Raw genomic sequence first — 23,732 nt, forward strand, 5'->3', positions numbered from 1 at the left:
TTCGTATTGTGGGGCGGCTTTCCGAGAGCGGCCGGGAACATGCCGGGTCGCACATGGACCGGCTGGCGGACCGGCAACGGCATCCAACCCGCAAGACGGGCCGGTTCAGCCGGCGTCCGCTTCCTCGTCGAGTTCGGCGAAAACCGCCCGGGCCGACCGCATGGCGTCGAGAGAGGCGGGGACGCCGCAATAGATCGCGCCCTGGAGAATGATTTCGACGATTTCCTCTCTCGTCAGGCCGTTGTTGAGGGCGCCGCGTACATGGAGCCTGAATTCGGCCGATCGGTTGAGGGCCATGGTCATACCCAGGTTCAGAACGCTTCGCATCCGACGCTCCAGGCCCGGCCGGCTCCAGATCTCGCCCCAGCACCATTCGGTGATCAGCTTCTGCAGCGGAGCCGAGACATCGTCCGCTGCGGCGATCGACCGGTCGACATATGCATCGCCCAGAACCTGGCGGCGAATCCGCAAGCCTTTCTCGAACCGCTCCCCCTCAAACTCGGGGCGTTTGTTGGTCATGTCGCAACTCCTTTCTCGTGGTCTGTGGCCTTGACGCGGGTCCGTGTCTGACCGGTCTTGCGGGCCCATCTCCGCTCCGATTGTTGTGCCTGCCCGCTGGTCGTTCCCTTGTGCTCATCGACCGGGCGAATGTCTCGGCGATTGCCAGAACGGCAGCGTGAATCGGTCCCGCGGTGAGGCTTGGAACAACCGAAGCATCCACCACGAAGAGATTGTCGAGCGATTTCAGCCTGAGATCGGCATCGACGACGGCCTTGGCGTCCTTGCCCATCCTGCAGGTGCCGCATGGATGATGATGGGTGATGACCGCGTTCTCGATGAACTCGTCGATTTCGGACACGCTGTTCAGGGCGCCGGGAAGCAGTTCGCGCTCCCGCCACTCCGATAGCTCGTTCCGATGTCCGATCGTTCGCGCGGCTTCAAGCGCCTGTCGAAACAGGACCCGGTCGCGGCCGGTCTGCAGATAGGCCGGATCGATGATCAGGGGGTTGCCCGGCTCCGATCCGCTGATGCGGAGGCTTCCGCGGCTCGTGGGATGGGTGACGCCAAAGAGCAGTGAATAGGCGCTGCCGGGTTCGGGCGCCACAAAACGTTCCGACACGATCGGCGCCACGCCGCAACCGACGACGATGTCGGGCCGTCCGGTGGCCGTGAAGGCGTCCGACCGCATGTAGGCCATCGACTCGGAGTGCTGGAGGCGCGACGGGGGGAGGGGCTTTCGTGTTGCGTACATGTTGCCGGCGCCCAGCAGATGGTCCTGAAGGTTGCGGCCGATATCGGGCATGTCGAAAAGGCATCGAACGCCGGCGGCGGCGAGCCATTCCTGCGGCCCGATGCCAGAGCGCATCAGCAGTGCCGGGCTTTCCAGCGCGCCTGCACTCAGCACGACCTGCCCGGCACGGACGTCGATCGCACCGTCGGGTCCGACAAGCTCGAAACCGCGGACCCGGGTGCCATCGACGATGAGCCGTCGCACCAGTGAACCCGTTACAATGGTCAGGTTGTTGCGGCTGCGAACGGCTGGCGTCAGCCAGGCATCGGCGGTGGTCACACGGCGCCCGTCGCGTATGTTCAGGGCATTCGGCGTAACGCCAACCATCTCTCCGTCATTGTGGCTCTTCAGGCGGGGCAGGCCAAGCGATGCGCCCGCTTCGATAAAGGCGCGGGTGAGGGCGCTGAGCTCCTCGCCGGGCACGTAGACAGGCATTGGACCGGTTTGCCGAGGTGCGCCATCGCCATCCGGCAGGCGGTTTTCAATGGCCCGGAAGGCTGGCTGCAACTCATCCCAACCCCATCGGGTATCGCCGGTTGCATCGACCCAGGCCTGGTAGTCCTGGGGATGACCGCGCATGTAACCCATGGCGTGCAGGCAGCTTGAACCGCCGATCGCCCGGCCCCGTGCCCAGTGATGGACCCGGCCGGCCGTTCTCGTTTGCGGTTCGGTTCGATAGTCCCAATCATAGCTGCGGCCCTGGAGCGCCGGCCACGCAGCGGGATGCCGGATGTCCGGGTCCGTTGCTTCTTCGCCGGCTTCGACCAGAAGGACATTGCGGTCCGGCTCTTCGCTCAACCGCGCTGCCAGAAGCGTGCCAGCCGAGCCGCCACCTATGATCGCGACATCGGCGGCAGGCCTCACGCCGTCAAACGCGTTGTCCATAGCCACTCCGTTTGGTGCGCACGTCGCCTGCGTCCGGGCTTTTCAGGGTCGATCGATTCAACCCCCGACACCGCGGCGAGCCGCCGGGCATTCTGCGTGTCGGCGGATGGTGCATGACTGCCGGCTGCACGTCTGAGCAAACGCCAAAGACCAGGTTCAGGACCCTAGGTTCCGGTTTCCATGGAGAGCTTCGCCGCCGCCTTTGCCTTCGCGATGTGTTTCTTGGAGGCCTTGCGGGCGGCCTTTTCATCGCCGGCGGCGATGGCTTCGAATATTTCCCGCATCTCCGCCAAACTGCTCTGCGCGCGCCCTTTCAGCGACATCGATCGCGCGCGAAAGAAGCTGATCCTCGCGACCAGACCGCGGTGCACCTCCTCCAAAATCGGATTCCCGCAATTGGCGAGTATGATCGAATAGAAGTCAGCGGCCGTCTTGACGCGCGCCAGACTGTCGTTGCTCGAAGCCGCTTCCTCGAAGGCCGAGAGCGACTTTTCGAGTTCATGCAACTGGTCTTTCGATATCCGCTGGGAGCACCGCCCCACCGCTTCCAGTTCCAACAATTCGCGCACTTCATAGATCGCCGTCATCTCCTCCAGGGTGAGCGCGGGGATCGACGGTCCGCGGTTGGGCACGATGTCGATAAGCCGTTCGGCCTGCAGACTTCGCAGCGCCTCTCGCAGTGAAGGACGGCTGATACCGAGTTCTGCGCAAAGATGACTTTCGACCAGGCGGCTCCCGGGCTCAAACATGCCCGAGAAGATGGCCAGTCGCAGTTTGTCGACTGTCTCCTGCTGCACCGTTCGCGGTAAAATCCGAAGATTTATTTCTGGTGGCATTGTTTAGGTCTCATCAACAGCGGAAGCGATCCGACGAATAGCAGATGGCACTGCATAGACGATGACACCATAAATGGCCAGACCGTCAATTTGCAAGATTGAAAGAATGTCAGACAATTGGGTTGACGCCTCATCGGGTTTTGTGTTCCCTTTCGTGTGACAGGCAGCGGTGATGAGAACTGGTACATGGTGGCGGACACGCACTTGGATGGCATGCACTCGCGACGCATCGAGGCAGGCGGCATTGCATTGAATGTCCGTGAAGCCGGGAGCGGGCCGCTGATGCTCTTCTTCCACGGCATCACGGCCAATTCGGCCGTCTTCGCGCCGCTGATGGCCCGGCTTTCCAATCGATTCACGACCATCGCCGTCGACCAGAGAGGGCACGGCCGCAGTGACAAGCCGGATAGCGGTTACGACGCCGATTCCTATTCCCGGGACATCGCCGGCTTGATCCGCGCTTTCGATCGGGGGCCGGCAATTCTGGTGGGGCATTCCCTCGGATCGCGCAATGCGGTGACCGCCGCGGCACGATATCCGGACCTGGTGCGCTCGGTCGTGGCGATCGACTTCACGCCATACATCGAGGCTGAAGCGCTCGATGCGCTGGAGGCGCGTGTGAATGCCGGGAGCCGGGTCTTCGAGAATCTGGACGCCGTGGAGGCCTATTTGCAGGCCCGCTATCCGAACCTGCCCGCGGCCGCCGTGAAGATCAGGGCCGAAAGCGGATTTCACCCGGTCGACGCGGGTCTGGTGCCGCTGGCATCGCCCGTCGCCATGGCTCAGACCGTCACGGGACTTCGCTCGGACCTGACCCAGGCCTATCGCGACGTGAACCGTCCGGTTCTGATCGTTCGCGGCGGGCGCAGCAAGCTGGTTTCGGCTGCTGCGCTGGCCAAGACAAGCCAGCTGCGCCCGGACCTTCCCGTGGTCGTCGTTCCCGACGCCGATCATTACGTCAACGAGGTGTCTCCCGACATCACGTTGAAAGCCATCACAAATTTCATCGATGCCTGACAGTGCAAACGCTGCCAACGAGTGCGCAAGAGGACCCAAAGCATGGCCAATATCAACAACTCAACCGGAAAAACGCGTCGCGCCGAGGTTGCTGGCGGCGGCTTTGCCGGGCTGACGGCCGCCATCGCGCTCAGGCAGTGCGGATGGGATGTCCAACTGCACGAAAAGGGATCCGAACTGCGGGCGTTCGGCGCGGGCATCTACCTTTGGTACAATGGTTTGCGTGTCCTCGAAGGCGTGGGCGCGCTGGAGGACGTTCTGGCGGGCTCGCATACGCCTCCGGTCTACGAGACCTGGCTGCACAACAAGTCCGTTTCCCGGGAGACCTTCAACGGATTGCCTTGGCGCATCATGACCCGCGCGCATCTGCATGATGCGCTGGTCAAGCGCGCCAAGGAGGTCGGGGTCGAAATCCGCACCGGCTCGGAAGCCGTAGCCGCCGATCCTGACGGTCGTCTGACCCTCCAGTCCGGAGAGGTGCTCGAAGCCGACCTGATCGTCGGAGCGGACGGTGTCGGCTCGAAGGTCAGGGACTCGGTGGGCTTCGAGCAGGACCGCTGGGTTTCCACCGACGGGATCATCAGGCTGATCGTGCCCCGGATGAAAAAAGAGCTCGGCCATGGCGAGTGGGACAACACCATCGACATGTGGAACTTCTGGCCGCGCGTACAGCGCATTCTCTATTCGCCGTGCAACGAGAACGAACTCTATCTGGGCCTGATGGCGCCGGCGGCCGATCCTCGCGGATCGCGTGTTCCGCTCGATCTCGAAGTCTGGGTCGAAATGTTCCCCTTCTTGGAGCCGTGCCTGATCGAGGCAGCCAAGCTGGAGACCGCCCGCTACGACAAATATGCAACGACCAAGCTTGATGCGTGGTCGAAAGGCAAGGTGGCCCTCGTGGGCGATGCCGCAAACGCTATGTGCCCGGCTCTGGCGCAAGGTGCGGGGTGCGCGATGGTGAACGCCCTCAGCCTGTCTCAAGACCTGGAACGGGGATCGTCGGTCGAGGCTTCGCTTGCCGCATGGGAAAAGCGCGTCCGCCCGATCACGGACCGCTGCCAGGCCCTGTCGGGCGAATATGCGGCCAATCGCTCGCTCTCCAAGGGGAACATGTTCACCCCGGCGGCCCTTGAATCCGCCAGCTACGATCCGCTGCGAGGCGTTTTTTCATGGCCGCAGTGAAGGCACTGCCTGCCGCAAACTTGACAGCCGGCGCATCCGTTGCGCGCTTTTCGGGAGACAAGAATGGATAATTCGGCCGCAGTCGAAAAGCACTATGAGGTGCGTGGCTGGTACTCGACCGTCCACGAGATTCGCCATGATGGCGGGCAGCCCGGCGATGCGCTCGTCAAAGCGGCGGTGGGCGTGATCATCAAGAACCCCTATGCCGGCAAGTTCGTGTCCGATCTGTCGCGATTGACCGGGCCGAGCGCGGCCATAGGCCATGCGCTTGGCGAGCGGGCGGTTGCGCTGCTGGGCGGCAGGCCGGTCGAAAGCTATGGCAAGGGCGGTATCGCCGGCGTCGCCGGCGAGCAGGAGCATGTGGTGGCCTGCGTCACCACGGTGTTCGGCGATCCGTTACGCCAGCAGGTCGGTGGCGGCGATGCCTGGATATCCTCGGCCAGCAAGGTCGGCAGCGCGGGCACGTCCATCGACATTCCGCTCGCCCACAAGGACGAACTCTACATCCGGTCCCACTACGACGCGATCACCTTCTGTGTGCCGGACGGTCCGCGCCCCGATGAGATCCTTGTCTGCATTGCCGCGGCCACCGGACCGCGCGTGCACCAGCGCGTCGGCGGCAAGTCCGTCGCCGAACTCAAAGCAGCCGTTTAGCCCGAATTCGACCGATCAAAGGACGCATCCAATGCCTCTCAACATCAAAGACCTGAAAATCACCTCGACCGATTTCCAGCCGCTTGGAAAGCTGCGCGACGAGCATGCCGGCGACAAGGGCAACGTCTTGCCGAAACTGACGGTGAGCGGCGTTCCGGAGGGCACCAGGGAACTGGCGGTCATCTGCCATGATCCCGATGCGCCCCTTCCGCACGGCTTCACGCACTGGGTCGTTTTCGGCATCGATCCGTCGACCACCGACCTATCCGACGCCCAGGAGAGATTTCGGGTCGGCCCCAACGGTGCCGGCGACCACCAGTATTACGGACCCCAGCCGCCCGCCGGCCATGGCGAGCACCATTACTACTTCTGGGTCTACGCCCTGGACACAAATGTAGAGGGAACGCCGACCCGCGAAGCGTTCCTCGACACCTACGCCGACAACATCATCGAGCAGAACCGCATCGTCGGCCTTTACGAGAACAAGTGAACGTCAAGGTCCCGGCGAGCGGCACGGAGCGCTCGTCGGGGCTCATGTCATGGGAGGGTTCGAAAATGGCAAACGGCAGCGAGACGCGCCAGACAGTTTTCGAGGAACTGGTCACCGCGACGAAGATCCTGCTGAACGAGGGCATTCTCGACACGTTCGGCCACATCAGCGCGCGTGATCCCGAAGACCCCGACGCCTTTTTCCTGGCGCAAAAGCTGGCTCCGAGCCTCATCACGGTGGACGACATTCAGCGCTTCAATCTGGACGGTGAAACGTCGGACAACCGGCCATCTTATCTGGAGCGCTACATTCACAGCGAGATCTACAAGGCGCGGCCGGATGTTCAGTGCGTGCTGCACAGCCACTCGCCCGCCGTGCTGCCCTATTGCTTCGTCGATCAACCCTTGCGGCCGGTGACCCATATGGGGGCGTTTCTGGGCGAAACGGTTCCCGTTTACGAGATACGCGACAAGCAGGGCGACGATACGGACCTGTTCGGCGGCAGTCCCGATGTTTGTCGTGATATTGCCGAGAGCCTGGGTGACCAGGCGGTGGTCCTGATGGCGCGCCATGGTGTCGTCAATGTCGGCAGCTCGGTCAGGGAAGTTGTGTTTCGGGCCTTCTACACCGAACAGAATGCCGCAGCGCAGACGGCAGGACTGCAGATCGGAACAATCAAATATCTCTCACCGGGAGAGGTCAGGACGGCGGGGAAACTCGTCGGTGCCCAGATCGATCGCGGATGGGACCACTGGTCCAAGCGCCTCGCGCAGGCGGGGCTGATCTAATGCCTGCGGCTTGGCAGGAAAACCCGCCGCCCGCCGAAAAGGGCTGGCGTCACACGCAATAGTTTCCTGGCGCAGTGGCGCCAGATGAAGGCAGCGAAAACATGCCGAATGCAGGAAACTACGACTACATCATTGTTGGCGCCGGGTCGGCGGGTTGCGTGCTCGCGAACCGGCTGAGTGCCGACCCGAACCTTTCGGTGCTGCTGCTCGAGGCAGGCGGCTGGGATCGCGATCCCATGATCCACATCCCGCTCGGATGGGGAAAGATCCTGACGGAGCGCCGCCACGACTGGATGTATTTTTGCGAACCCGAGCAGAATGTGGGCGGACGCAGCGTCGAGTGCGCGCGCGGAAAGGTGATCGGCGGCTCGTCGTCGACCAATGCGATGGCCTATGTTCGGGGCAATCGCGGAGACTATGACCGCTGGGCCGCCAACGGGCTTGAGGATTGGTCATACGACCGGGTGCTTCCCTATTTCCGGAAGCAGGAACGCTGGGAAGGCGGCGAGAGCCGGTACCGCGGCGGCGCCGGGCCCGTCAGCACCCAGTTCTGCCGCTATCGGGACCCGCTCGTGGAGGCGTTTGCGCAGGCCAGTCGACAGGCGGGCTATCCGCAGACAGACGACTATAATGGCGAGACCCAGGAGGGTTTTGGCCGCCTTCAGATGACCATCTCGAAGGGTCGGCGCTCTTCCACAGCCTCGGCCTATCTTCGCCCTGTCCTGAAACGTTCCAACCTGACCGTGCTGACCGAAGCGACGGCCACGAAAATCCTTTTGAAGGACGGGCAGGCCACCGGCGTGCAGATGCTCCATCGCGGGACGCAAAGAACCGCCGTGGCCCGCAAGGAAGTGTTGCTGGCGGGCGGCGTGATCAACACGCCACAATTGCTCATGCTGTCGGGTGTCGGCGCCCCGGATGAATTGTCGGCGCAGGGGATTGCGACGCAGGTCGATCTGCCGGCGGTGGGCAAGAACCTGCAGGACCATGTGTCGGTCATTGTCATGTACAGGCGCCGGACCCCCGGCCCATTCCTCCGAAACATGCGGGCGGACCGGATCGCACTGGATTTCGTCAAGACCTACCTCACCGGTCGCGGTTTCTCCTCGGACGTCCCAGGCGGTGTGGCCGCATTCCTCAGGAGCGGTCCGGATCGGCCACTGCCGGACGTGCAACTGCTTTTCACGGCAGCGCCGCTTGCCGCATGGCCTTATCTCAAGCCGTTCAAGCAGCCGTTCCAGGACGGGTTCGCGACGCGCATCGTGGCAACGCAGCCCAAGAGCCGGGGCTCGGTCAGGCTCGCCTCGTCCGATCCGCTTGCCGCGCCCCTGATCCACCAGAACTTTCTGGCCCATCCCGACGACTGGCAATCGCTTCGCGCGGGTTTTCGCGTGGCAAGGAACCTCGCGGCACAGCCCGCCATGGAGCCCTTCATCGAGGCGGAATTCTTTCCCGGACCCGATTGCCAGAGCGATGACAAGATCGACGAGCACATTCGCCAGACCTGCATCACCGTGCATCACCCGGCCGGCACCTGCCGGATGGGCAGCGATCCGGCCTCGGTTGTCGATCCGGCCCTGCGCGTCCGCGGCGTCGATGGATTGCGGGTCGTCGATGCGTCCGTGATGCCCGATCTGGTCTGCGGAAACATCAATGCCGCGGTCATCATGATCGCCGAGAAGGCCGCCGACCTCATCTCGACGGAACAGACAAACAGGATAGCGGCATGATCAAGCATGTAGCGATCATCGGTCTTGGAACCATGGGGCCCGGCATGGCCGCGCGTCTCGCAAGGGGCGGCATCGCGGTGACGGCTCACGACATTGCACCCGAGGCGATCGAGCGCGCGGGCGTGATGCTGAAAGCCGCAGAGACCGTTCTGGACGCGCTGGGCATGCCGTCGACGGATGGGAGCGCCACGGTCCGCTTTGTCGAAACGATAGAGAGTGCCGTGGCGGATGCCGATCTGGTCATCGAGAATGTGCCGGAAAGCACCGCCGTCAAGGCAGACGTCTATCGCACGATCGACGGCCTGATCGGGCAGGACACGATTGTCGCCTCGGACACGTCGGGCATTCCCATCACCAAGCTACAGGCGCATANTCGGCGGCGAACAGACGGCGCCGGAAACCGTTAAGACCATCAGGGACTTCATCCGGTCGCTGGGACTGCTGCCGGTTCTGGTCAAAAAGGACGTACCCGGCTTTGTCGAAAACCGGGTTCTGTATGCGCTGCTGCGCGAGGTCGTGGACCTTGTCGAACGCGGCGTGATCGAGCCCGAGGATATCGACACCTGCGTGTCGTGGGGCATCGGCTACAAGCTGGCGGTGATCGGGCCGATGGCGTTGCTCGATATGGCCGGCATGGACATCTATCACTCGGTCTCTTCCTTTCTCAACGAAGACCTCGCCGACCGCAAGGACGTGGCGCCGCTCGTTGCAAGGCAGATCGCCGACGGCAAGCTTGGCATCAAGTCGGGCGAGGGGATTTACGCCTACACTCCCGAACGCATTGCCGAACTTCAACGTGAGCGTGCACGCAAGCTGGTCGCGATCCGCCGCATCATCGAGGAGGACGGCTAAGGTCATGGCCGCTCATCCGACACAGTGCCGAACCGTAATGGCCGCCTGCGCGAGCGGATTGGTCCGGTGTCATGTCCGGGAGAACGGCACATGAGCGCAAACGGCATCTTTCGGCTTGAAGCCCTGGCCGTCCGGCTCATCGGGATGCTGCTCGGCCTCGGCATGATCGTCATGGTCGCGGTCAACGTCGCCAACGCGGTGGGACGCTATAGCGGTCTGTTCGCGCTGGTCGGCGCCGACGAACTGCTTGTCTACGGCATGATCTGGATCGTCATGCTGGGCGCCATCCTGGCCGCGCGGGATCGCAGCCACCTGTCGATCAACCTGCTGCCTTCGGCGGTGTCGGGACGATCCGCCACGGCACTGCAAATCGGTATCGGCCTGGTGACCGTCGCCGTCTGCGCCTTCGTGGCCTGGCAGAGTTTTGATTTTGTCCAACGCATCGCCAGCCTCAACCAGGCAAGCATGGGACTGGGCATCCCGATGGTCGTTCCGCACTCGGCCATTCTCGTGGGTTTCGGCGGCATCGCCGCGGTGACCGCCGTGTTGACGGCTCTCGATATTGCTCGCTTTGCCAGCGCCGAAGAGGTGTCCGATTGACATGGGTTTTGAGCATCGCCATCGCAATCCTGACCGCGCTTGGCGCGCCGATCTTCGTGGCGCTGCTCGCCGGAGCGTCGCTGGCGCTTTTGCTGTTTCCCGGTCCGCCGCTGATTGCGCTGCACCAGACGATCTTCGGCGGGCTCGATGCCTACGCTCTGTTGTCGGTCCCGTTCTTCGTCTTTGCGGGCGAATTGATGGCGATCAGCGGCATCGCCAATCGGTTGATCGGGTTGGTTCGGGCCTTGTTCGGCCGGGTTCCCGGATCGCTGGGCCTTGCGGCACTGGGCGGCTCGACCCTGATCGGCACGATCTGCGGCTCGTCGGCTGCGGCAGTCGCCGCGGTGGGGCGCAACATTCATCCGCAGCTCATCGACAATGGCTACGGCAAACAGCGGGCGGCCGGTATCATAACCTCGAGCGGCGCGATCGACATCGTCATCCCGCCTTCGATCGCCATGATCCTGTACGGTGCGTCCGCCGAGCAGTCGATCCCGAAGCTCTTCATCGCCGGCATCGTGCCGGGCCTGGTCATCGCGCTGCTGATGGCGGGCTACATATCAACCTCCGCCGCGATCGCGCGCATACCCCGGCAGGCGCGCTTTCAGGCCCAAGCGGCATTCGTCGCTTTCCGGCAGGCCTTCTGGGCCCTCACCATGCCGGTCTTCGTACTGGTGGGGATCTATGCCGGCCTGTTTTCGCCCACCGAAGCGGGTGGTTTTGCCTGCGCCTATGCGCTGTTCCTGGGCTTTGTCGTCTACCGGACCATCACCTTCCCAGCGATGCTGGAGGCCGCGGTCCGCTCGGCCATGATGACGTCGCGAATCATGATGGTGGTGGCTGCCGCCGGGGTCATCAGCTGGATTCTCACCGTCGAGGGCATACCGCAGGCGCTCATTCAGGCGACCGCCGATGCCGGGCTGTCGCCGTTGGGCTTCCTGCTGATCGTCAATCTGTTGCTGCTGGCGATCGGCTGCGTGCTCGACCCCACTTCGGCGATTCTCGTCTTGTCGCCGCTGCTGGTGCCGATCGCCATCTCGCTGGGCATCGATCCCATCCATTTCGGCGTGGTGATGACCGTCAACCTGGCCATCGGCATGTTCACGCCGCCCTTCGGGCTGAACATCTTCGTCGCGCAGTCCGTTCTGGGAGCACGCACGGCCGACATTTATCGCGGCGTTTTGCCGTTCGTCGCGGTCCAGATCTGCGCACTCGCCTTCATCACCCTCATCCCCGGCCTGTCGCTCTGGCTGGTCGACAGCATGTCCTGACCGCGTGAACCCGATTGGAAGCAACCCACCATGACCAAGTCGATCGAAACAGAGGAGTAACCGGACAATGACCGTTCAAACAGCACGCCGAAACCTGATGGGATGTCTCGCCGGCGCCGCGCTTGCGCTTTCCCTGCCTCTGGCTGGAACGGCACAGGCACAGGACACGATGAAGCTGGCTTCCGCCACGATCAACGATGTCCAGCATGAGTGGCAGAAGGAGTTCCAGAAAGAGATGGAAGCCCGCGTCGGCGATGCGCTGACGGTGGAGATCTACCCCGCCTCGCAGCTCGGCGCGATCCCGCGCATGGCCGAAGGCGTTCTTCTGGGCACGATCGAGGCCTTCACCACGCCGACGGCCTTTGTCACCAATGTTGATCCGCGCTTCCAGGCATTCGATATGCCCGGACTGTTCAGCGATGCCGATGAAGTGAGCGCGGTGATCCACGATCCCGAGTTCCGCGACTATTTGGAGACGCTCTTTCTGGACAAGGGCCTGCGCATTGTCGGGGCGATCTACAACTCGCCCGTCCTGATGCTGAGCCGGGAGCCGGTCACCACGCTCGACGGGTTCGACGGCCTCAAGGTCCGGACCTTTGCCTCGCCGCTGCAGATGCAACCGATGTCTGCGATCGGCGCCAACCCGACGCCGCTGGCATTGTCCGAAGTGATCCCGCAGCTTCAGTCCGGCGGGATAGACGGCATGCTGGCCGGAATGCCGATCCTTACGGCCTTCAAGTTCTACGACACGGCCGTGAACGTCACGGACATCAACATGAGCCAGATCGTGTCGGTGACCGTCGTCAACGAGACCTGGTTCCAATCGCAATCCGACGATGTGAAGACGGCGATCCTGGAAGCGGGACGCGCCGCCGAGGAAACCGTCTTTCCCTGGGGCGTTGCCAATGTCGAACGCGCAAATGGCGCCTGGCTGGAGAACGGCGGCACGATCCACATGCTGCCGGCTGACGAGAAGGCCGAGCTTCAGGAGACCTTCGCCAGGGTCGGCAATGAAATCATCGACAGTCAGCCGGATGTGGCCGAGGTGCGCGACCGGATTGCGGCAAGGCTCAAGGAGGTCCGGGGCGAGTGACCCGTCTAACCGTCCAGCGCGTCGCAACGCAGTCCCTGGTCATCGCGGGCATGGCAGGCGAAGTGAAACGCTGCCTGCGACCCGCCCGCCGCCATCGGCAGTTTGAGCCGCGTGCGGGCAGTGCCGCTGGCACACCAAACCGCTTCCACCGGCATCCGGTCTCCGATCGTGTTGAGAAGGTTGAGAGCGCCCGTCTGCCTGTCGTGCCACAGCGTCAGCGTCAGTTCACCGCCCGGGGCTATGCGGCCGAGTTCATCGGAATACCAGTGTGCCAGCGACGCCTGGCAATCGATCGGAGCGCCGGTTTCGTTGGCAACAGACACCTCGACCGGGTCGGCCCCTTCGGTGCCCCGAACAATGCCCGAGTAAGGCACGTAAGTGCCGCTGCCGGCCGCTGCCGGGAGCGTTGAGAACCCACCAACCAAAGCAAGGAGGACAAGACCGCTCTTAACGATGCCCGTCGCCAGACGGAACAACGCAATCCACTCAGGGAGTATCATCATGAGGAACCTATTCTTTTCTACCGCGCTCGGCTTGGCGCTCGTCACCTCGGCGGCCAATGCTGCCGACGTCGATACCATAGCGGTCCTGACGCCGGAACAGGGCAGCGACTTCGGCTGGAACCAACAAGGCGTCGACGCCGCGCGGGCCGCCGCGGCGGCCGCCGGTGTCGAGATCATCGTCGCCGAAGGGCTCGGCTATGGCGATGTCCGCGCGCCGATGCGCGAACTGGCGGCCGATGGTGCCGATCTGTTGATCGCCCATGCCAGCGGATACAACACAGCAGGCCCCGAGATCGCAGAAGAGACGGGCGTCCCGGTGGCGATCGTCGACAGCCCCGACGCGCTGAAGGCCGGTCTTGTGGCCGACTACACGCTGTCCGGCCATGAAGGCGCTTACCTGGCTGGACGGCTGGCGGCCAAGATGACGACGACGGGCACCGTCGGCATCGTCGTTTCGGGCGAGCCGCCATCGTGGAACTCGCAGTCCGCAGGCTTCGCGGCAGGCGTGCGCGCGGAGAACCCTGACGTCAACATCCTCTATTCGGTGATCGGACCGGCGGCCTATTCCGATGCTGCCGGCGGCAACCGCGTGACCACTTCGGTCATCGCCGCGGGCGCCGACATCATCTTCGGGCAGGGCAACGGGTCGAGCTTCGGCATGATCCAGGCGGTCGAATCGAACCAGGCCACTGACGGGTCGGACGTGCTGTTCATCGACGTGATCGGCGACAAGTCCGAACTCGACACCGGCCACCTGCTGACGTCGGTCGTCTGGGACATGACCCCGGTCTATTCCGCGATGATCGAGGACCTGAAGAACGACACGTTCGGCACCCGCAGCTACTCGATCAGCCTGGCCGATGATTCCGTCAAGCTGCTCAAGACCCCGCAGGTGGACGATGAGGCGTGGAATGCGGTGATGGAGCTGCGCGATCAGATCCTGTCCGGCGACATCACGGTTGAAGCGATGTTCGATGCGGAGGATGTGCGCGCGATGGTCACGGTGGCCGAATGAGCACATCCGTGGCAATGGCAACGGAAACCGCAAACGACCTGCCCCCGGTACCGGGGGCAGGTGTGATCGGCGTGCATCGGGTAACCAAGCGTTTCCCCGGCGTGACTGCGGTCGATGATGTATCGCTCACGATTCACCCCGGCGAAGTGCATGTCCTGCTGGGCGAGAACGGTGCGGGCAAGTCCACGCTGGTGGGCATTCTTGCGGGTCTGCAGGAGCCGGACGAAGGCTATCTCTCCGTCGATGGCAATCGGACGCGGCTCGCCAGTCCTTCGGCCAGCCTGAACGCCGGGATCAGCACGGTGTTCCAGCATTCGATGCTCGTGCCGACCCTGACGGTGCTGGAAAATCTCACGCTGGGAGCGCCCTGGTATGAGCGGCCGCCGCGTGCGCGCATCGAAGCGCGCATGGCCGAACTGAAGCGCGAGTTTTCGCTGTCCCTGCCGCTCGACGCCGTCACGGGCGACCTGTCGCTGGGTCAGCAGCAGCAGATCGAGATCGCCCGCGCACTCTTGCGTGACAGCAAGGTGCTGATTCTTGACGAAGCGACCTCAATGCTCACCCCGCAGGGCGCGCAAGAGCTTGGCGCCAGGATGCAGAAACTGGTGAAGGGCGGTCTGGCGGTGATCTTCATCACCCACAAGCTCGCCGAGGCCTACCAGTTCGGCGACCGGATTTCCGTCCTCAAGCAGGGCGCGCTGGCCGGAGAAATGGGCCCCGAACAACTCAAATCCATGACAGAGAAGCAGGCGGTGGACGAGATCGTGCGCCTGATGTTCGGCCGCGAGGATGGCGCAACCTCGACCGAGCATCGGCAGAGCACCGCACGGGCGGAGACGCTGCTCCGGATCGAGCAACTGGCGACCGAAGGTGACGCCGACGTGGTGGGCCTTGAGAACGTGTCGCTGGCGCTGAAAGCGGGTGAAATTCTCGGCATCGCGGGGATTGACGGCAACGGACAAAAACAACTGGCGGAGGCGGTGGCAGGCCAACGCCCCGTTTCAGCGGGGCGCGTGGAATTCGACGGCATCGACATTACGCGCGCCACCGTCGCGCAGCGGCGCGAGATCGGGCTGCGATACCTGACGGACGATCGTCTCGAGGAAGGCTCGGTCGGTGCATTCCCGGTCTCCGAGAACACGGTACTCAAGGACGTGGGCCGCCCGCCCTTCTGGGTGAACGGCATCGAGCGACCGGCACGCATTGCACAGCACGCGCGCGACCTGATCGCCAGATTTTCGGTTTACACCCCGAGCGAAACCACGCCGATCGGCCGCCTTTCCGGCGGCAACATCCAGAAGGTCCTGCTTGGCCGCGAGCTTTCGGGCGAAGCGCGCGCGGTGGTCTTCAACAAGCCGACATACGGGCTTGACCTTCAAAACATCGATGCCTCACGCCAGCGCATCTCCGAGATCGCGGCACAGGGCATGGGGGTGGTGCTGATTTCCACCGACCTCGATGAGTTGATGGCTCTGTCGGATCGCATCGCGGTCATCGAGGGCGGCCGCATTCGCGGCGTCGTCGACAATGATGGTGGCGGCGAAGCGCTGCGCCTGCGCATCGGCAGGATGATGGCGGGCGCCGAAGAGCACATGGAGACAATGGAGTAAGCATGGTGGACGATGCGACCCCCGCCGCCGAGAACCCGGACGCCGAAGCGGCCCGAGCCGCGCCATTGGCGTGGCGCGGTTCCATGAAGCGGTTCCTGACGCTGACCGCCGGACCCATCGTTGCGGCTTTCGTCCTGTCGGCGGTCATTCTGCTTCTGGTGGGCGTCAACCCGTTGACCTATTACGGATACATTCTCGAGCGGTCGCTCTTCTCCGGACTGGGGTTGGAGCAGACGGCGACGCGAATGGCGCCACTGTTATTCCTTTGCGCCAGTCTGATCGTCGCGTTCCGCGCGGGGATATGGAACCTGGGCACCGACGGCCAGTTTCTGCTCGGTGCGGTCGTCGCGGCCGCCATCGCGCCGCTCCTGGTGAGCGTACTGCCGGGCTGGGCGGTGCTGCTGACGGGATTCGTGCTGGCGATGATCGCCGGCGGCCTGTGGTCGATCGTTCCGGCGCTCCTGAAGGCCTATCAGGGCGTCAACGAGATCATCACCACGCTCATGATGTCCTTTCTTGGCGTGCTGCTGGCGTCAACGCTCGTCAAGCTGGTCTTTCGCGACCCTGAAACCACCGTGCCGCAAACCCGCACATTGCCGGTCGAAGACAGGCTGCCGCGACTGTTTGACACGTCGATCTCAAGCGGGCTGATCTGGGGGCTGGTCGCTGTACTCGCCGTTCATCTGATGATGACCCGCACGGCCTTCGGCATGAAGCTCCGGATGGTTGGCGCCAATCCTGCCGCCGCCAGCCATGCGGGCCTGTCGGTGCCGCTCCTGACCATGGCCACGTTCGCGCTTTCGGCAGGTTTTGCCGGCCTTTCAGGGGCCTCCGAGATTCTGGGCGTGGCAGGCAATGTGCGCGCCGACTGGAATCCGGCCTACGGTCTGATGGTGATACCGCTCGTCTTTCTCGCGCGCTTCCATGGCGTCGGATCGATCGTGCTGGTGTTCTTTTATTCGGCCCTGCTGATCGGCAGCGAAAGCGCCGCGCGCCGCCTGGGCGTGCCGCAAGACTTCACGCTCGTGCTGGTGGCCAGCCTGCTGATCTGCCTGGGTCTTGGGGAATACATCGACTATCGCAAGCAGAAGCAGGAGCGCTGAGATGGGCGGATTGCTGACCGAGGCGTTCCTTTCGTCGCTTCTGACCGGGGCCATCGTCGCCGCAGTCCCGATCCTGCTGGCCGGGCTCGGCGAGCAGATGTCGGAAAAGGCCGGCGTACTCAATGTCGGGATCGAGGGCATGATGCTGATGGGGGCCTATACGGGTTTCCTCGCGGCCTTCCAGACCAGTTCGCTTTGGCTGGGGTTCCTGGGCGGAATCCTTGGCGGCTTGCTGACGGCTCTGGTCATGGCGATCCTGTGCGTGCGGATGGGTCTGAACCAGATCGTCATCGGCATCGGACTGACCTTGGGTGCCGAGGGCCTGACGGCGCTGCTGCACCATTTCCAGTTCTCGCGCAGCTATCCCCGGCTGCCCGCGCCCGAGCGTCTCGACATCCCGGGCCTGACGGATCTGCCGGTGATCGGGCCGTCGCTCTTCGCGCGTCATCCGATCGTCTATTTCGCCCTGCTTGCCGTCGTGGTTCTGGCCCTTTTGTACCGGCGCACCAATCTCGGCATGACCCTGCGGGCGGCCGGCGAACGGCCCGCTGCCCTGGACGTGGCCGGAGGCAACGTTGTCGGCATCCGGCTGGCTGCCGTGCTCTTCACCGGCGCGATGGCTGGCCTGGGTGGCGCTTACCTCGCCAACATCGCAGCGGGCTTGTTCATCCCCTTCATGACGGGCGGGGCCGGCTTTATCGGCATCGTGCTGGCCATGCTGGCGCGGGGGCGTCCGCTCTGGGTTCTGATCGGCGCGCTGATCTTCGGCGCGGCGCTTTCGCTGACCACCGCTTTGCAGGTTGCCGGATCGACCATGCCCACCGAGGTGATCCAGATGCTGCCCTTTGCGGCCGTGATGCTGGTCCTCGTCCTCTTCGGGCGCCGGGCGAAACTGCCGTCGGCACTCGCCGTATCTTACGAACGCGGCGCTCGCTAGCGGGCACCGAACCATCCCGGTGCGCGCAAAACGTGCCGGACAACAGGAAGGAGAAGTCACATGCCAGATACCAAGGTCTACCTGCTTGATGGCGGCACGCTGGTGCTGGACGGGTTTCACATCTGGTGGAACAAGGGACCGGGAGGAGAGGTTCGCTTCCCCGTCTATTCGGTGCTCGTCGATCATCCGCAAGGCAAGTTCCTGATCGACACCGGCTACGACTACGACCATGTGCAGAAGGTGCTGCCGTTCGAGAAGCCGCAGCAGACAGAGCAGCAGACCATCCCCGGCGCGCTCAAACTGCTCGGATTGGAGCCCAAGGACATCGACGTCCTGTTCAATTCGCATTTCCATTTCGACCATGTGGGCGGCAACAAGTTTTTCCCCGACGTCAAGAAGATCTGCCACAAGGATGAGATGCCGCAGGCGGCCAACTGCCAGTCCTTCGAAGTGCTCGGCTATTCCGATCTGGCTTTCTCCACCGAGGTGGCCGAAGCGCGCGGCATGACCGATCAGCTCGATGCCGGCCAGACAGCCGGCAACACCAGTTTCGAGTTCGTCGAGGGCGATGTGGAACTCGCGCCGGGGGTGACGCTGATTTACACGCCGGGCCACACGGTCGGGCATTATTCCCTGCTGGTCGAGTTCGACACGCGCCGTCCGCTGCTGCTGACGCTCGATGCCGCCTATACCCGCAAGAACTATGAAAACGACATCAATGCCGGGTTCCACATCGACCCTGTGGCGGGCGTGGAATCGATGCGCCGTCTCAAAAAGATCGAAGAGGACAAGAACGCCGAGGTGCTGTTCAGCCACGATCCGGAGAGCTTCAAGGAATATCGGACCGGCGTGAATTTCTACGGCTGAGGAGGGGAATTGCATGATGTATGATGAGTCAAGGGCGCCAGTCTTCACACTGACGTCCGGGCCCGTGGACGCCTACCCGGAAGTATTGCGCGCGCTCGGACGGACGGTGCTGTACGACTACGATCCGGCGTTCCAGGCGTTCTATGAGAACGTTGCGCTGAAGGCGCAAAAGGCGATGAGGACCGGCGCTCCGCCGCTGATACTGCAGGGCGAGCCGGTGATGGCGCTCGAAGGCGCTGCCGCCTCTCTCATCGCCAGGGAGGATGTGGTTCTCAACCTGGCCTCCGGGGTCTACGGCAAGGGTTTTGGCTATTGGGCGGCACGCTATGCCAAGAAGGTCGAAGAGATCGAGGTGCCCTATGACAGTGCCATCGATCCCGAACAGGTGCGTGCCTTCCTCAAGGCGCATCCGGAGATCGCGGTTGTCTGCGTCTGTCACCACGACACGCCATCGGGCACGCTGAACGACATCGAAGCGATTGGCGCGATCGCGGCGGAGGCGGGCGCATTGCTGCTTGTCGATGCGGTTTCCTCCTGGGCCGGTATGCCCACAAGCGCGGCCGCCAGCCAGGCTGCGGTTTATGTCACCGGACCGAACAAGTGCCTCGGCTGCCCGCCCGCGCTGTCGCTGGTCGCGGTCTCGGACGCTGCCTGGGCCAAGATCGAGGCAAATCCCGACGCTCCCTTCGCCTCAATGCTCAGCTTCACGGACTGGAGGCATGCGTGGAAGAAGACCGAACCGTTTCCCTTCACGCCATCGGTGTCGGAGATCAACGGACTGGACGCGGCCCTCGATCGCTACCTTGAGGAAGGACCGGAAGCGGTATGGGCGCGTCATGCGCTTACCGCCCGGATCTGCCGTGAAGGGATCAAGGCCATGGGCATCGAGCTTTGGCCGATACGTGAAGAGATCGCTTCGCCCACAACCACGGCGGTTCGGATGCCCGAAGGCATCGACGCCGGCACGGTGCTGGCGTCAGCGCGTGCGCGCTACGGCGTGTCCATGTCCGCGGGCCGTTCCGAAACGCTCGGGAAACTGGTGCGGATCGGCCATATGGGCCCCACCGCCCAGCCGGCCTACGCCCTGGTCGCGATCGCCGCGATAGGCGGGGCGCTGAAGTCCGCGGGCGCGCAGGTGGACGTGCCGGCGGGACTGGCGGCGGCGCAGGCCGTCTGGGACGCGGCAATCGATCAATGATGCCGGTGACGGCAAACAGGGAAAGGAATGCGAGATGAGTACAAGTCTTAAGGGCAAGACCGCCGTCGTGACCGGTGCCGCACAGGGTATCGGCAAGGCAATCGCCAGGGCGCTTGCGGAGGCCGGGGCGAAGGTGGTGATCTCCGACATCAATGGCGAAGGCGCAAAGTCGGCGGCAGCCGAGATCGGGCATGGCGCCAAGGGTGTGGCCTGCGATGTCACCGACGTAGAACAGGTCAACACGATGCTGGAGGACGCCGCCGAGGATGGTGCGATCGACATCCTCGTCAACAACGCCTCCATCGTTCCCTTCATCGCATGGGACGATGTGGATCTCGCCCATTGGCGGCAGATCGTGGACACCAACCTGACCAGCGTCTTCATCGCCAGCCGCAAGGCCACCGACATGATGCGCGCGGCCGGGCGCAAGGGCACGGTGCTCAATATCGGCTCCAACGCCTTTTATGCGGGCACGCCCAACATGTCCGCCTATGTCGCAGCCAAGGGCGGCGTGGTCGGCTTTACCCGTGCCCTGGCCACTGAACTTGGAAAGGACGGGATCAGGGTCAACGCGGTGATGCCGGGTCTGACCGAGTCCGACGGGGTGAAGGCCAGCCCTCATAATGAAGCCTTCGGCTTTGTCGAGATGCTTCAGGCGATGCCCGGCAAGGGTCAGCCAGAGGATATCGCCAAGGTCGTTGCGTTCCTCGTCTCCGACGATGCCGGCTGGATGACCGGTCAATGCGTCAATGTCGATGCCGGGATGGTCCGTCTTTAGCGGCGCAACCCGGTTCGAGCGGCCGGGTCCGATAGCGCATCGCATCCCGAAAGCCTCGGTACATCGCGTGGCCCGGCGGATAACAGTCGCGTCCGCCGGGCTTGCCAAGTCGGGCTTGCCAAGCCGGGTTTCGGGCGTGATGGAGGGTCGCCGGGAAAAGGCTCGGCAGGCCGTGCCGTTCGCCGCTTCGCCAACACATCGGCCGGACGCCATGGCTTCATCTCAAGCCTTGGTCCCAAAGAAAAAACCGTTGATATCGCCGGTTGCATCTCCCGCGCCAACTGGCCGTGACCATTTGCTGGTGCCGGCAGCGTGCCGTAGCACGTCGGTTTGACCGACCGCTTTACATCGATTTGCACTGCCGGCATCTTTTCCGTCATTTGGGTGCAGTTGGTGCAACATATGATCGAATTCGACAGCAAGCTCGCACGGACATTTTTATACGTATGCCAGGAGCGAACGCTGAGGGCCGCGGCCTACAGCCTCGACCTCGAGCCCTCATCCGTGAGCCGCCAAATCAACACACTGGAAACACAGCTCGGCCTGCCCCTTCTCGAACGGAGCCGCAAGGGGGTCGTTCCGACAGAGGCCGGACGGCTTTTGCTGGACCATCTGCGGCGGCAGCGCGCCGACAATGAAGCGTTGCTGTCGGACTTTGACGCACTGCGTGGCATGCAGCGCGGCGAGATCGTGATCGCCATTGGCGACGGCTTTATCAGCGATTTCATGGCCAATGCGCTTCCCAGTTTTCGGGCCGCACTCCCCGGCATTTCGTTTCAACTGCTCAGCGGCTCGACCGAGAAAGTTGCGAAGCTCGTGCGCGAGGACGTCGCGCATTTCGGGTTCGCGATTAATCCAGACCGCGAACAGGCCTTGCGTGTGATCGAGCGCGTGCGCCAGCCATTGGAAGTGCTGCTCAGCCCCCAGTCGAAACATGCCGGATCCGGCGTCGCCATGTCGATGTCTCAACTGACCGAGATTCCCCTCGCGCTTCCCAGGCCCGATTTTGGCATCGGAACACTGCTGCGAGAGACTGAGGCCACCTATGGCGTGCGGCTTGTCGGGGCTGGTCGAGACAGACTCACTGGCCGTGCTGCGGAACTTCGTGCGCGAAGACATCGGCGCGACGATCCTGCCAGCCTTTGTCGTCGCGCGCGAGTTGGCGGACGGCCATGTCGTGACCGTGCCTCTCGATATTCCCGAGTTGCAAAAGGGCGAGGCGACAATCCTTGTCAGGACAGGACGGCGGTTGCCCGAGGCTGCGTCACGCCTTGCGACCCATGCAGCGCGCGCAATGCTCGCGTTCAGGCGCAAAATCCAAGTGCCGAACGTTGCGCCCAATGCAACATAAAACTCTATCCCATGCAATTTACGGCTCGCACATCATGCCTATTGTCTCGCCGGCAACGATGCGCCAAGGGAGGTGAGTTCCATGATCTTGAAGAAACTTTTTTCCGCGACGGCTGGTTTGGCCATTGCGGTGGCTTTGGGCCAGGCTGCCTCGGCAGAAACCCTGCGTCTGGCCTCGCAAGGCGACGCAACGAGCCTTGATCCGCACAGCCACAATGAGAGTTTCACGAACTACTTTCTCGCGAACGTCTACGAGGGGCTCGTCGGCCGCGACAAGAATTTCAGCATTGCCGGCCAGCTTGCCGAAAGCTGGGAACAGGTTGATGCGACCACATGGAGGTTCAACCTTCGATCCGGCGTCACGTTTCACGACGGGTCGGCCTTTGCGGCCGACGATGTGATCTTCTCGATGAACCGGGCCCTTGCGGACACCTCCAACTTCAAGCACGTCCTGGCTTCCGTCGACAGCTTCACCGCCATCGACGACCGGACCGTCGAGATCGTGACCAAGGCTCCCAACCCGATCCTGCTGAACGATCTCCTGGACCTGATGATCGTGGACAAGCAGTGGGCAGAAGCCAACGGGTCGGAAGAGCCGATCAATCTCCAGGCCGAGGAGAAGGCCTTCTCCGCAACCAATGCCAACGGTACGGGTCCGTTCCGCGTGGTCAGCCGGACTCAAGGCGAGAAGACGGAGTTGGCGGCCAACCCGAATTATTGGGGTGAGAGGGGAAATGTGACCGAAGTCGTCTTCACTCCGATCAACAACGCCTCGACGCTGGTGTCGGCCCTGTTGTCCGGTGAAGTCGATGTTGTCATGCCGCTTCCGCTTCAGGACATTCCGCGCGTCGAATCGGCCGATGGCGTCAAGGTGGTCTCCAGTCCCGAGGCACGCACCATGTATATCGGCATGGACCAGTGGCGTGACCAGATCATTGAGAGCCCTGTCGAAGGCAACCCGTTCCTGGACCTTCGTGTGCGTCAGGCATTCGCACACGCCATCAATGCGGAGGCAATCATTGATCGCGTGATGCAGGGTCAGGCGACACTGGCCACGCAATATGTGATGGACAAGGTGAATGGCTACAATCCGGACCTGACCCGGCTGCCCTACGATCCCGAGAAGGCCAAATCGCTGCTGGAGGAAGCCGGCTATCCAGACGGTTTCGAGCTGACGATGGACTGTTCGACCGACCGCTATGTGAATGACGGTCAGATTTGTCAGGCAACAGTCAGCCTGCTGGCGCAGGTCGGCATCAAGGTGAACCTGCTGGCGCAGCCGAAGGCACAGTTCTTTCCCAAGGTCGTCTCGCCGGACTTCGGCACCTCGTTCTTCCTGCTGAGCTGGACGCCGTCGACGATGGACAGCCTCAACGTCTTCCAGAACGTGCTGGGCACGCGCGACCTGGACAATGGGCGGGGCGCCTGGAACATCTCCGGTTGTTCGGTCCCGGAAGCTGATGCGCTGGCAGCGGAGGCTGCCACCATGATGGACGCGGATGCGCGTGAGAAGCTGCTGCAGGACGCGATGGCGCTGATGGTGGACAATGTCTGTCTGGTGCCGCTGCATGTGCAGCAACTGGTCTGGGGCGTTGCCCAAAACATCGACGTCGTACAACACCCCACGTTCGAGTTCCCCCTGGAACACTTCAACGTGAACTGATGCACGCTGTGTGGCCTGG

24 protein-coding genes are annotated in these 23,732 nt (G+C 63.2%); 20 read left to right on the forward strand and 4 right to left on the reverse strand.

What is annotated here, in order from left to right; all coding sequences use genetic code 11:
• Nucleotides 1-105 precede the first annotated feature (105 nt).
• The 3 genes from DEM25_RS08210 to DEM25_RS08220 form a co-directional block, all read right to left on the reverse strand.
• Nucleotides 106-519 carry a carboxymuconolactone decarboxylase family protein gene (locus tag DEM25_RS08210; protein ID WP_109765377.1) on the reverse strand — a complete coding sequence of 138 codons (414 nt, stop codon included), beginning with the start codon at nt 517-519 and terminating at the stop codon, nt 106-108.
• Nucleotides 494-2,176: a GMC family oxidoreductase gene (locus DEM25_RS08215; protein WP_109765375.1), complete on the reverse strand. Its 1,683-nt coding sequence runs from the start codon at nt 2,174-2,176 to the stop codon at nt 494-496. The genes DEM25_RS08210 and DEM25_RS08215 overlap by 26 nt, the downstream gene beginning before the upstream one ends.
• 164 nt (nt 2,177-2,340) lie before the next feature.
• Nucleotides 2,341-3,012: a GntR family transcriptional regulator gene (locus DEM25_RS08220; RefSeq protein WP_109765373.1), complete on the reverse strand. Its 672-nt coding sequence runs from the start codon at nt 3,010-3,012 to the stop codon at nt 2,341-2,343.
• Between the two features lie 186 nt (nt 3,013-3,198).
• On the opposite strand from DEM25_RS08220, the gene DEM25_RS08225 reads away from it, so the two are divergent.
• From DEM25_RS08225 to DEM25_RS08270, 11 genes are all read left to right on the forward strand, one after another.
• The gene (locus tag DEM25_RS08225) at nt 3,199-4,029 is read left to right on the forward strand and encodes an alpha/beta fold hydrolase (RefSeq protein WP_109765372.1); all 831 of its coding nucleotides are present in this window, start codon (nt 3,199-3,201) and stop codon (nt 4,027-4,029) included.
• A gap of 42 nt (nt 4,030-4,071) precedes the next feature.
• Nucleotides 4,072-5,211, forward strand: a complete 1,140-nt coding sequence (locus DEM25_RS08230; RefSeq protein WP_109765370.1) for an FAD-dependent oxidoreductase — start codon at nt 4,072-4,074, stop codon at nt 5,209-5,211.
• Nucleotides 5,212-5,274: 63 nt separating this feature from the next.
• On the forward strand, nt 5,275-5,865 hold the full coding sequence (locus DEM25_RS08235; protein WP_109765368.1) for an amino acid synthesis family protein: 591 nt from the start codon (nt 5,275-5,277) through the stop codon (nt 5,863-5,865).
• A gap of 31 nt (nt 5,866-5,896) precedes the next feature.
• A complete protein-coding gene (locus tag DEM25_RS08240) occupies nt 5,897-6,355 on the forward strand; it encodes a YbhB/YbcL family Raf kinase inhibitor-like protein (protein ID WP_109765366.1) in 459 nt (152 codons plus the stop codon).
• 65 nt (nt 6,356-6,420) lie between these two features.
• Complete coding sequence (locus tag DEM25_RS08245) at nt 6,421-7,143, forward strand: class II aldolase/adducin family protein (RefSeq protein ID WP_109765765.1); 723 nt, start codon at nt 6,421-6,423, stop codon at nt 7,141-7,143.
• A gap of 101 nt (nt 7,144-7,244) precedes the next feature.
• Nucleotides 7,245-8,873 carry a GMC family oxidoreductase gene (locus DEM25_RS08250; RefSeq protein ID WP_109765764.1) on the forward strand — a complete coding sequence of 543 codons (1,629 nt, stop codon included), beginning with the start codon at nt 7,245-7,247 and terminating at the stop codon, nt 8,871-8,873.
• Nucleotides 8,874-8,917: 44 nt separating this feature from the next.
• Nucleotides 8,918-9,280, forward strand: coding sequence for a 3-hydroxyacyl-CoA dehydrogenase NAD-binding domain-containing protein (locus DEM25_RS18160; protein ID WP_439650667.1), 363 nt, complete (start codon nt 8,918-8,920; stop codon nt 9,278-9,280).
• Nucleotides 9,195-9,725: a 3-hydroxyacyl-CoA dehydrogenase family protein gene (locus DEM25_RS18165; RefSeq protein ID WP_245412810.1), complete on the forward strand. Its 531-nt coding sequence runs from the start codon at nt 9,195-9,197 to the stop codon at nt 9,723-9,725. Before DEM25_RS18160 ends, DEM25_RS18165 begins: the two co-directional genes overlap by 86 nt.
• Nucleotides 9,726-9,815: 90 nt before the next feature.
• Nucleotides 9,816-10,325, forward strand: coding sequence for a TRAP transporter small permease (locus tag DEM25_RS08260; RefSeq protein WP_109765362.1), 510 nt, complete (start codon nt 9,816-9,818; stop codon nt 10,323-10,325).
• 8 nt (nt 10,326-10,333) lie between these two features.
• Nucleotides 10,334-11,596 (forward strand): TRAP transporter large permease, encoded by a 1,263-nt coding sequence (locus DEM25_RS08265; RefSeq protein WP_245412811.1) that lies wholly within the window; start codon nt 10,334-10,336, stop codon nt 11,594-11,596.
• A 67-nt stretch (nt 11,597-11,663) separates the two neighbouring features.
• Nucleotides 11,664-12,689 carry a TRAP transporter substrate-binding protein gene (locus DEM25_RS08270; RefSeq protein WP_245412812.1) on the forward strand — a complete coding sequence of 342 codons (1,026 nt, stop codon included), beginning with the start codon at nt 11,664-11,666 and terminating at the stop codon, nt 12,687-12,689.
• Nucleotides 12,690-12,694: 5 nt separating this feature from the next.
• Here the strand turns inward: DEM25_RS08270 and DEM25_RS08275 are convergent, their stop codons facing one another.
• Complete coding sequence (locus DEM25_RS08275) at nt 12,695-13,189, reverse strand: hypothetical protein (RefSeq protein ID WP_147393291.1); 495 nt, start codon at nt 13,187-13,189, stop codon at nt 12,695-12,697.
• A 1-nt stretch (nt 13,190) separates the two neighbouring features.
• Between DEM25_RS08275 and DEM25_RS08280 the strand changes: the two genes are divergently transcribed.
• The 9 genes from DEM25_RS08280 to DEM25_RS08330 all read left to right on the forward strand — a co-directional run bounded on the left by DEM25_RS08280 (nt 13,191) and on the right by DEM25_RS08330 (nt 23,713).
• Nucleotides 13,191-14,207 (forward strand): putative B6 ABC transporter substrate-binding protein, encoded by a 1,017-nt coding sequence (locus tag DEM25_RS08280; protein WP_109765354.1) that lies wholly within the window; start codon nt 13,191-13,193, stop codon nt 14,205-14,207.
• Nucleotides 14,204-15,817, forward strand: coding sequence for a putative B6 ABC transporter ATP-binding protein (locus DEM25_RS08285; protein WP_245412813.1), 1,614 nt, complete (start codon nt 14,204-14,206; stop codon nt 15,815-15,817). The genes DEM25_RS08280 and DEM25_RS08285 overlap by 4 nt, the downstream gene beginning before the upstream one ends.
• Nucleotides 15,818-15,819: 2 nt before the next feature.
• On the forward strand, nt 15,820-16,920 hold the full coding sequence (locus DEM25_RS08290; protein ID WP_109765353.1) for a putative B6 ABC transporter permease subunit 2: 1,101 nt from the start codon (nt 15,820-15,822) through the stop codon (nt 16,918-16,920).
• Nucleotide 16,921: 1 nt separating this feature from the next.
• Nucleotides 16,922-17,857 (forward strand): putative B6 ABC transporter permease subunit 1, encoded by a 936-nt coding sequence (locus DEM25_RS08295; RefSeq protein WP_109765351.1) that lies wholly within the window; start codon nt 16,922-16,924, stop codon nt 17,855-17,857.
• A 60-nt stretch (nt 17,858-17,917) separates the two neighbouring features.
• Nucleotides 17,918-18,724: a 4-pyridoxolactonase gene (gene pldA / locus DEM25_RS08300; protein ID WP_109765349.1), complete on the forward strand. Its 807-nt coding sequence runs from the start codon at nt 17,918-17,920 to the stop codon at nt 18,722-18,724.
• 13 nt (nt 18,725-18,737) lie between these two features.
• Nucleotides 18,738-19,922 carry a pyridoxamine--pyruvate transaminase gene (gene ppaT, locus DEM25_RS08305; protein WP_109765347.1) on the forward strand — a complete coding sequence of 395 codons (1,185 nt, stop codon included), beginning with the start codon at nt 18,738-18,740 and terminating at the stop codon, nt 19,920-19,922.
• Between the two features lie 34 nt (nt 19,923-19,956).
• Entirely contained in the window at nt 19,957-20,700 is a 744-nt protein-coding gene (pldH, locus tag DEM25_RS08310; protein ID WP_109765345.1) for a pyridoxal 4-dehydrogenase, SDR-type, read from the forward strand.
• A gap of 330 nt (nt 20,701-21,030) precedes the next feature.
• Nucleotides 21,031-22,251, forward strand: coding sequence for a LysR family transcriptional regulator (locus DEM25_RS18505; RefSeq protein ID WP_158585212.1), 1,221 nt, complete (start codon nt 21,031-21,033; stop codon nt 22,249-22,251).
• Complete coding sequence (locus DEM25_RS08330) at nt 22,133-23,713, forward strand: ABC transporter substrate-binding protein (RefSeq protein ID WP_109765339.1); 1,581 nt, start codon at nt 22,133-22,135, stop codon at nt 23,711-23,713. The genes DEM25_RS18505 and DEM25_RS08330 overlap by 119 nt, the downstream gene beginning before the upstream one ends.
• Nucleotides 23,714-23,732 lie beyond the last annotated feature (19 nt).

Origin of the sequence: Oceaniradius stylonematis (assembly GCF_003149475.2) — a bacterium.
In the GTDB taxonomy this organism is placed as follows: Bacteria; Pseudomonadota; Alphaproteobacteria; order Rhizobiales; family Rhizobiaceae; genus Roseitalea; species Roseitalea stylonematis.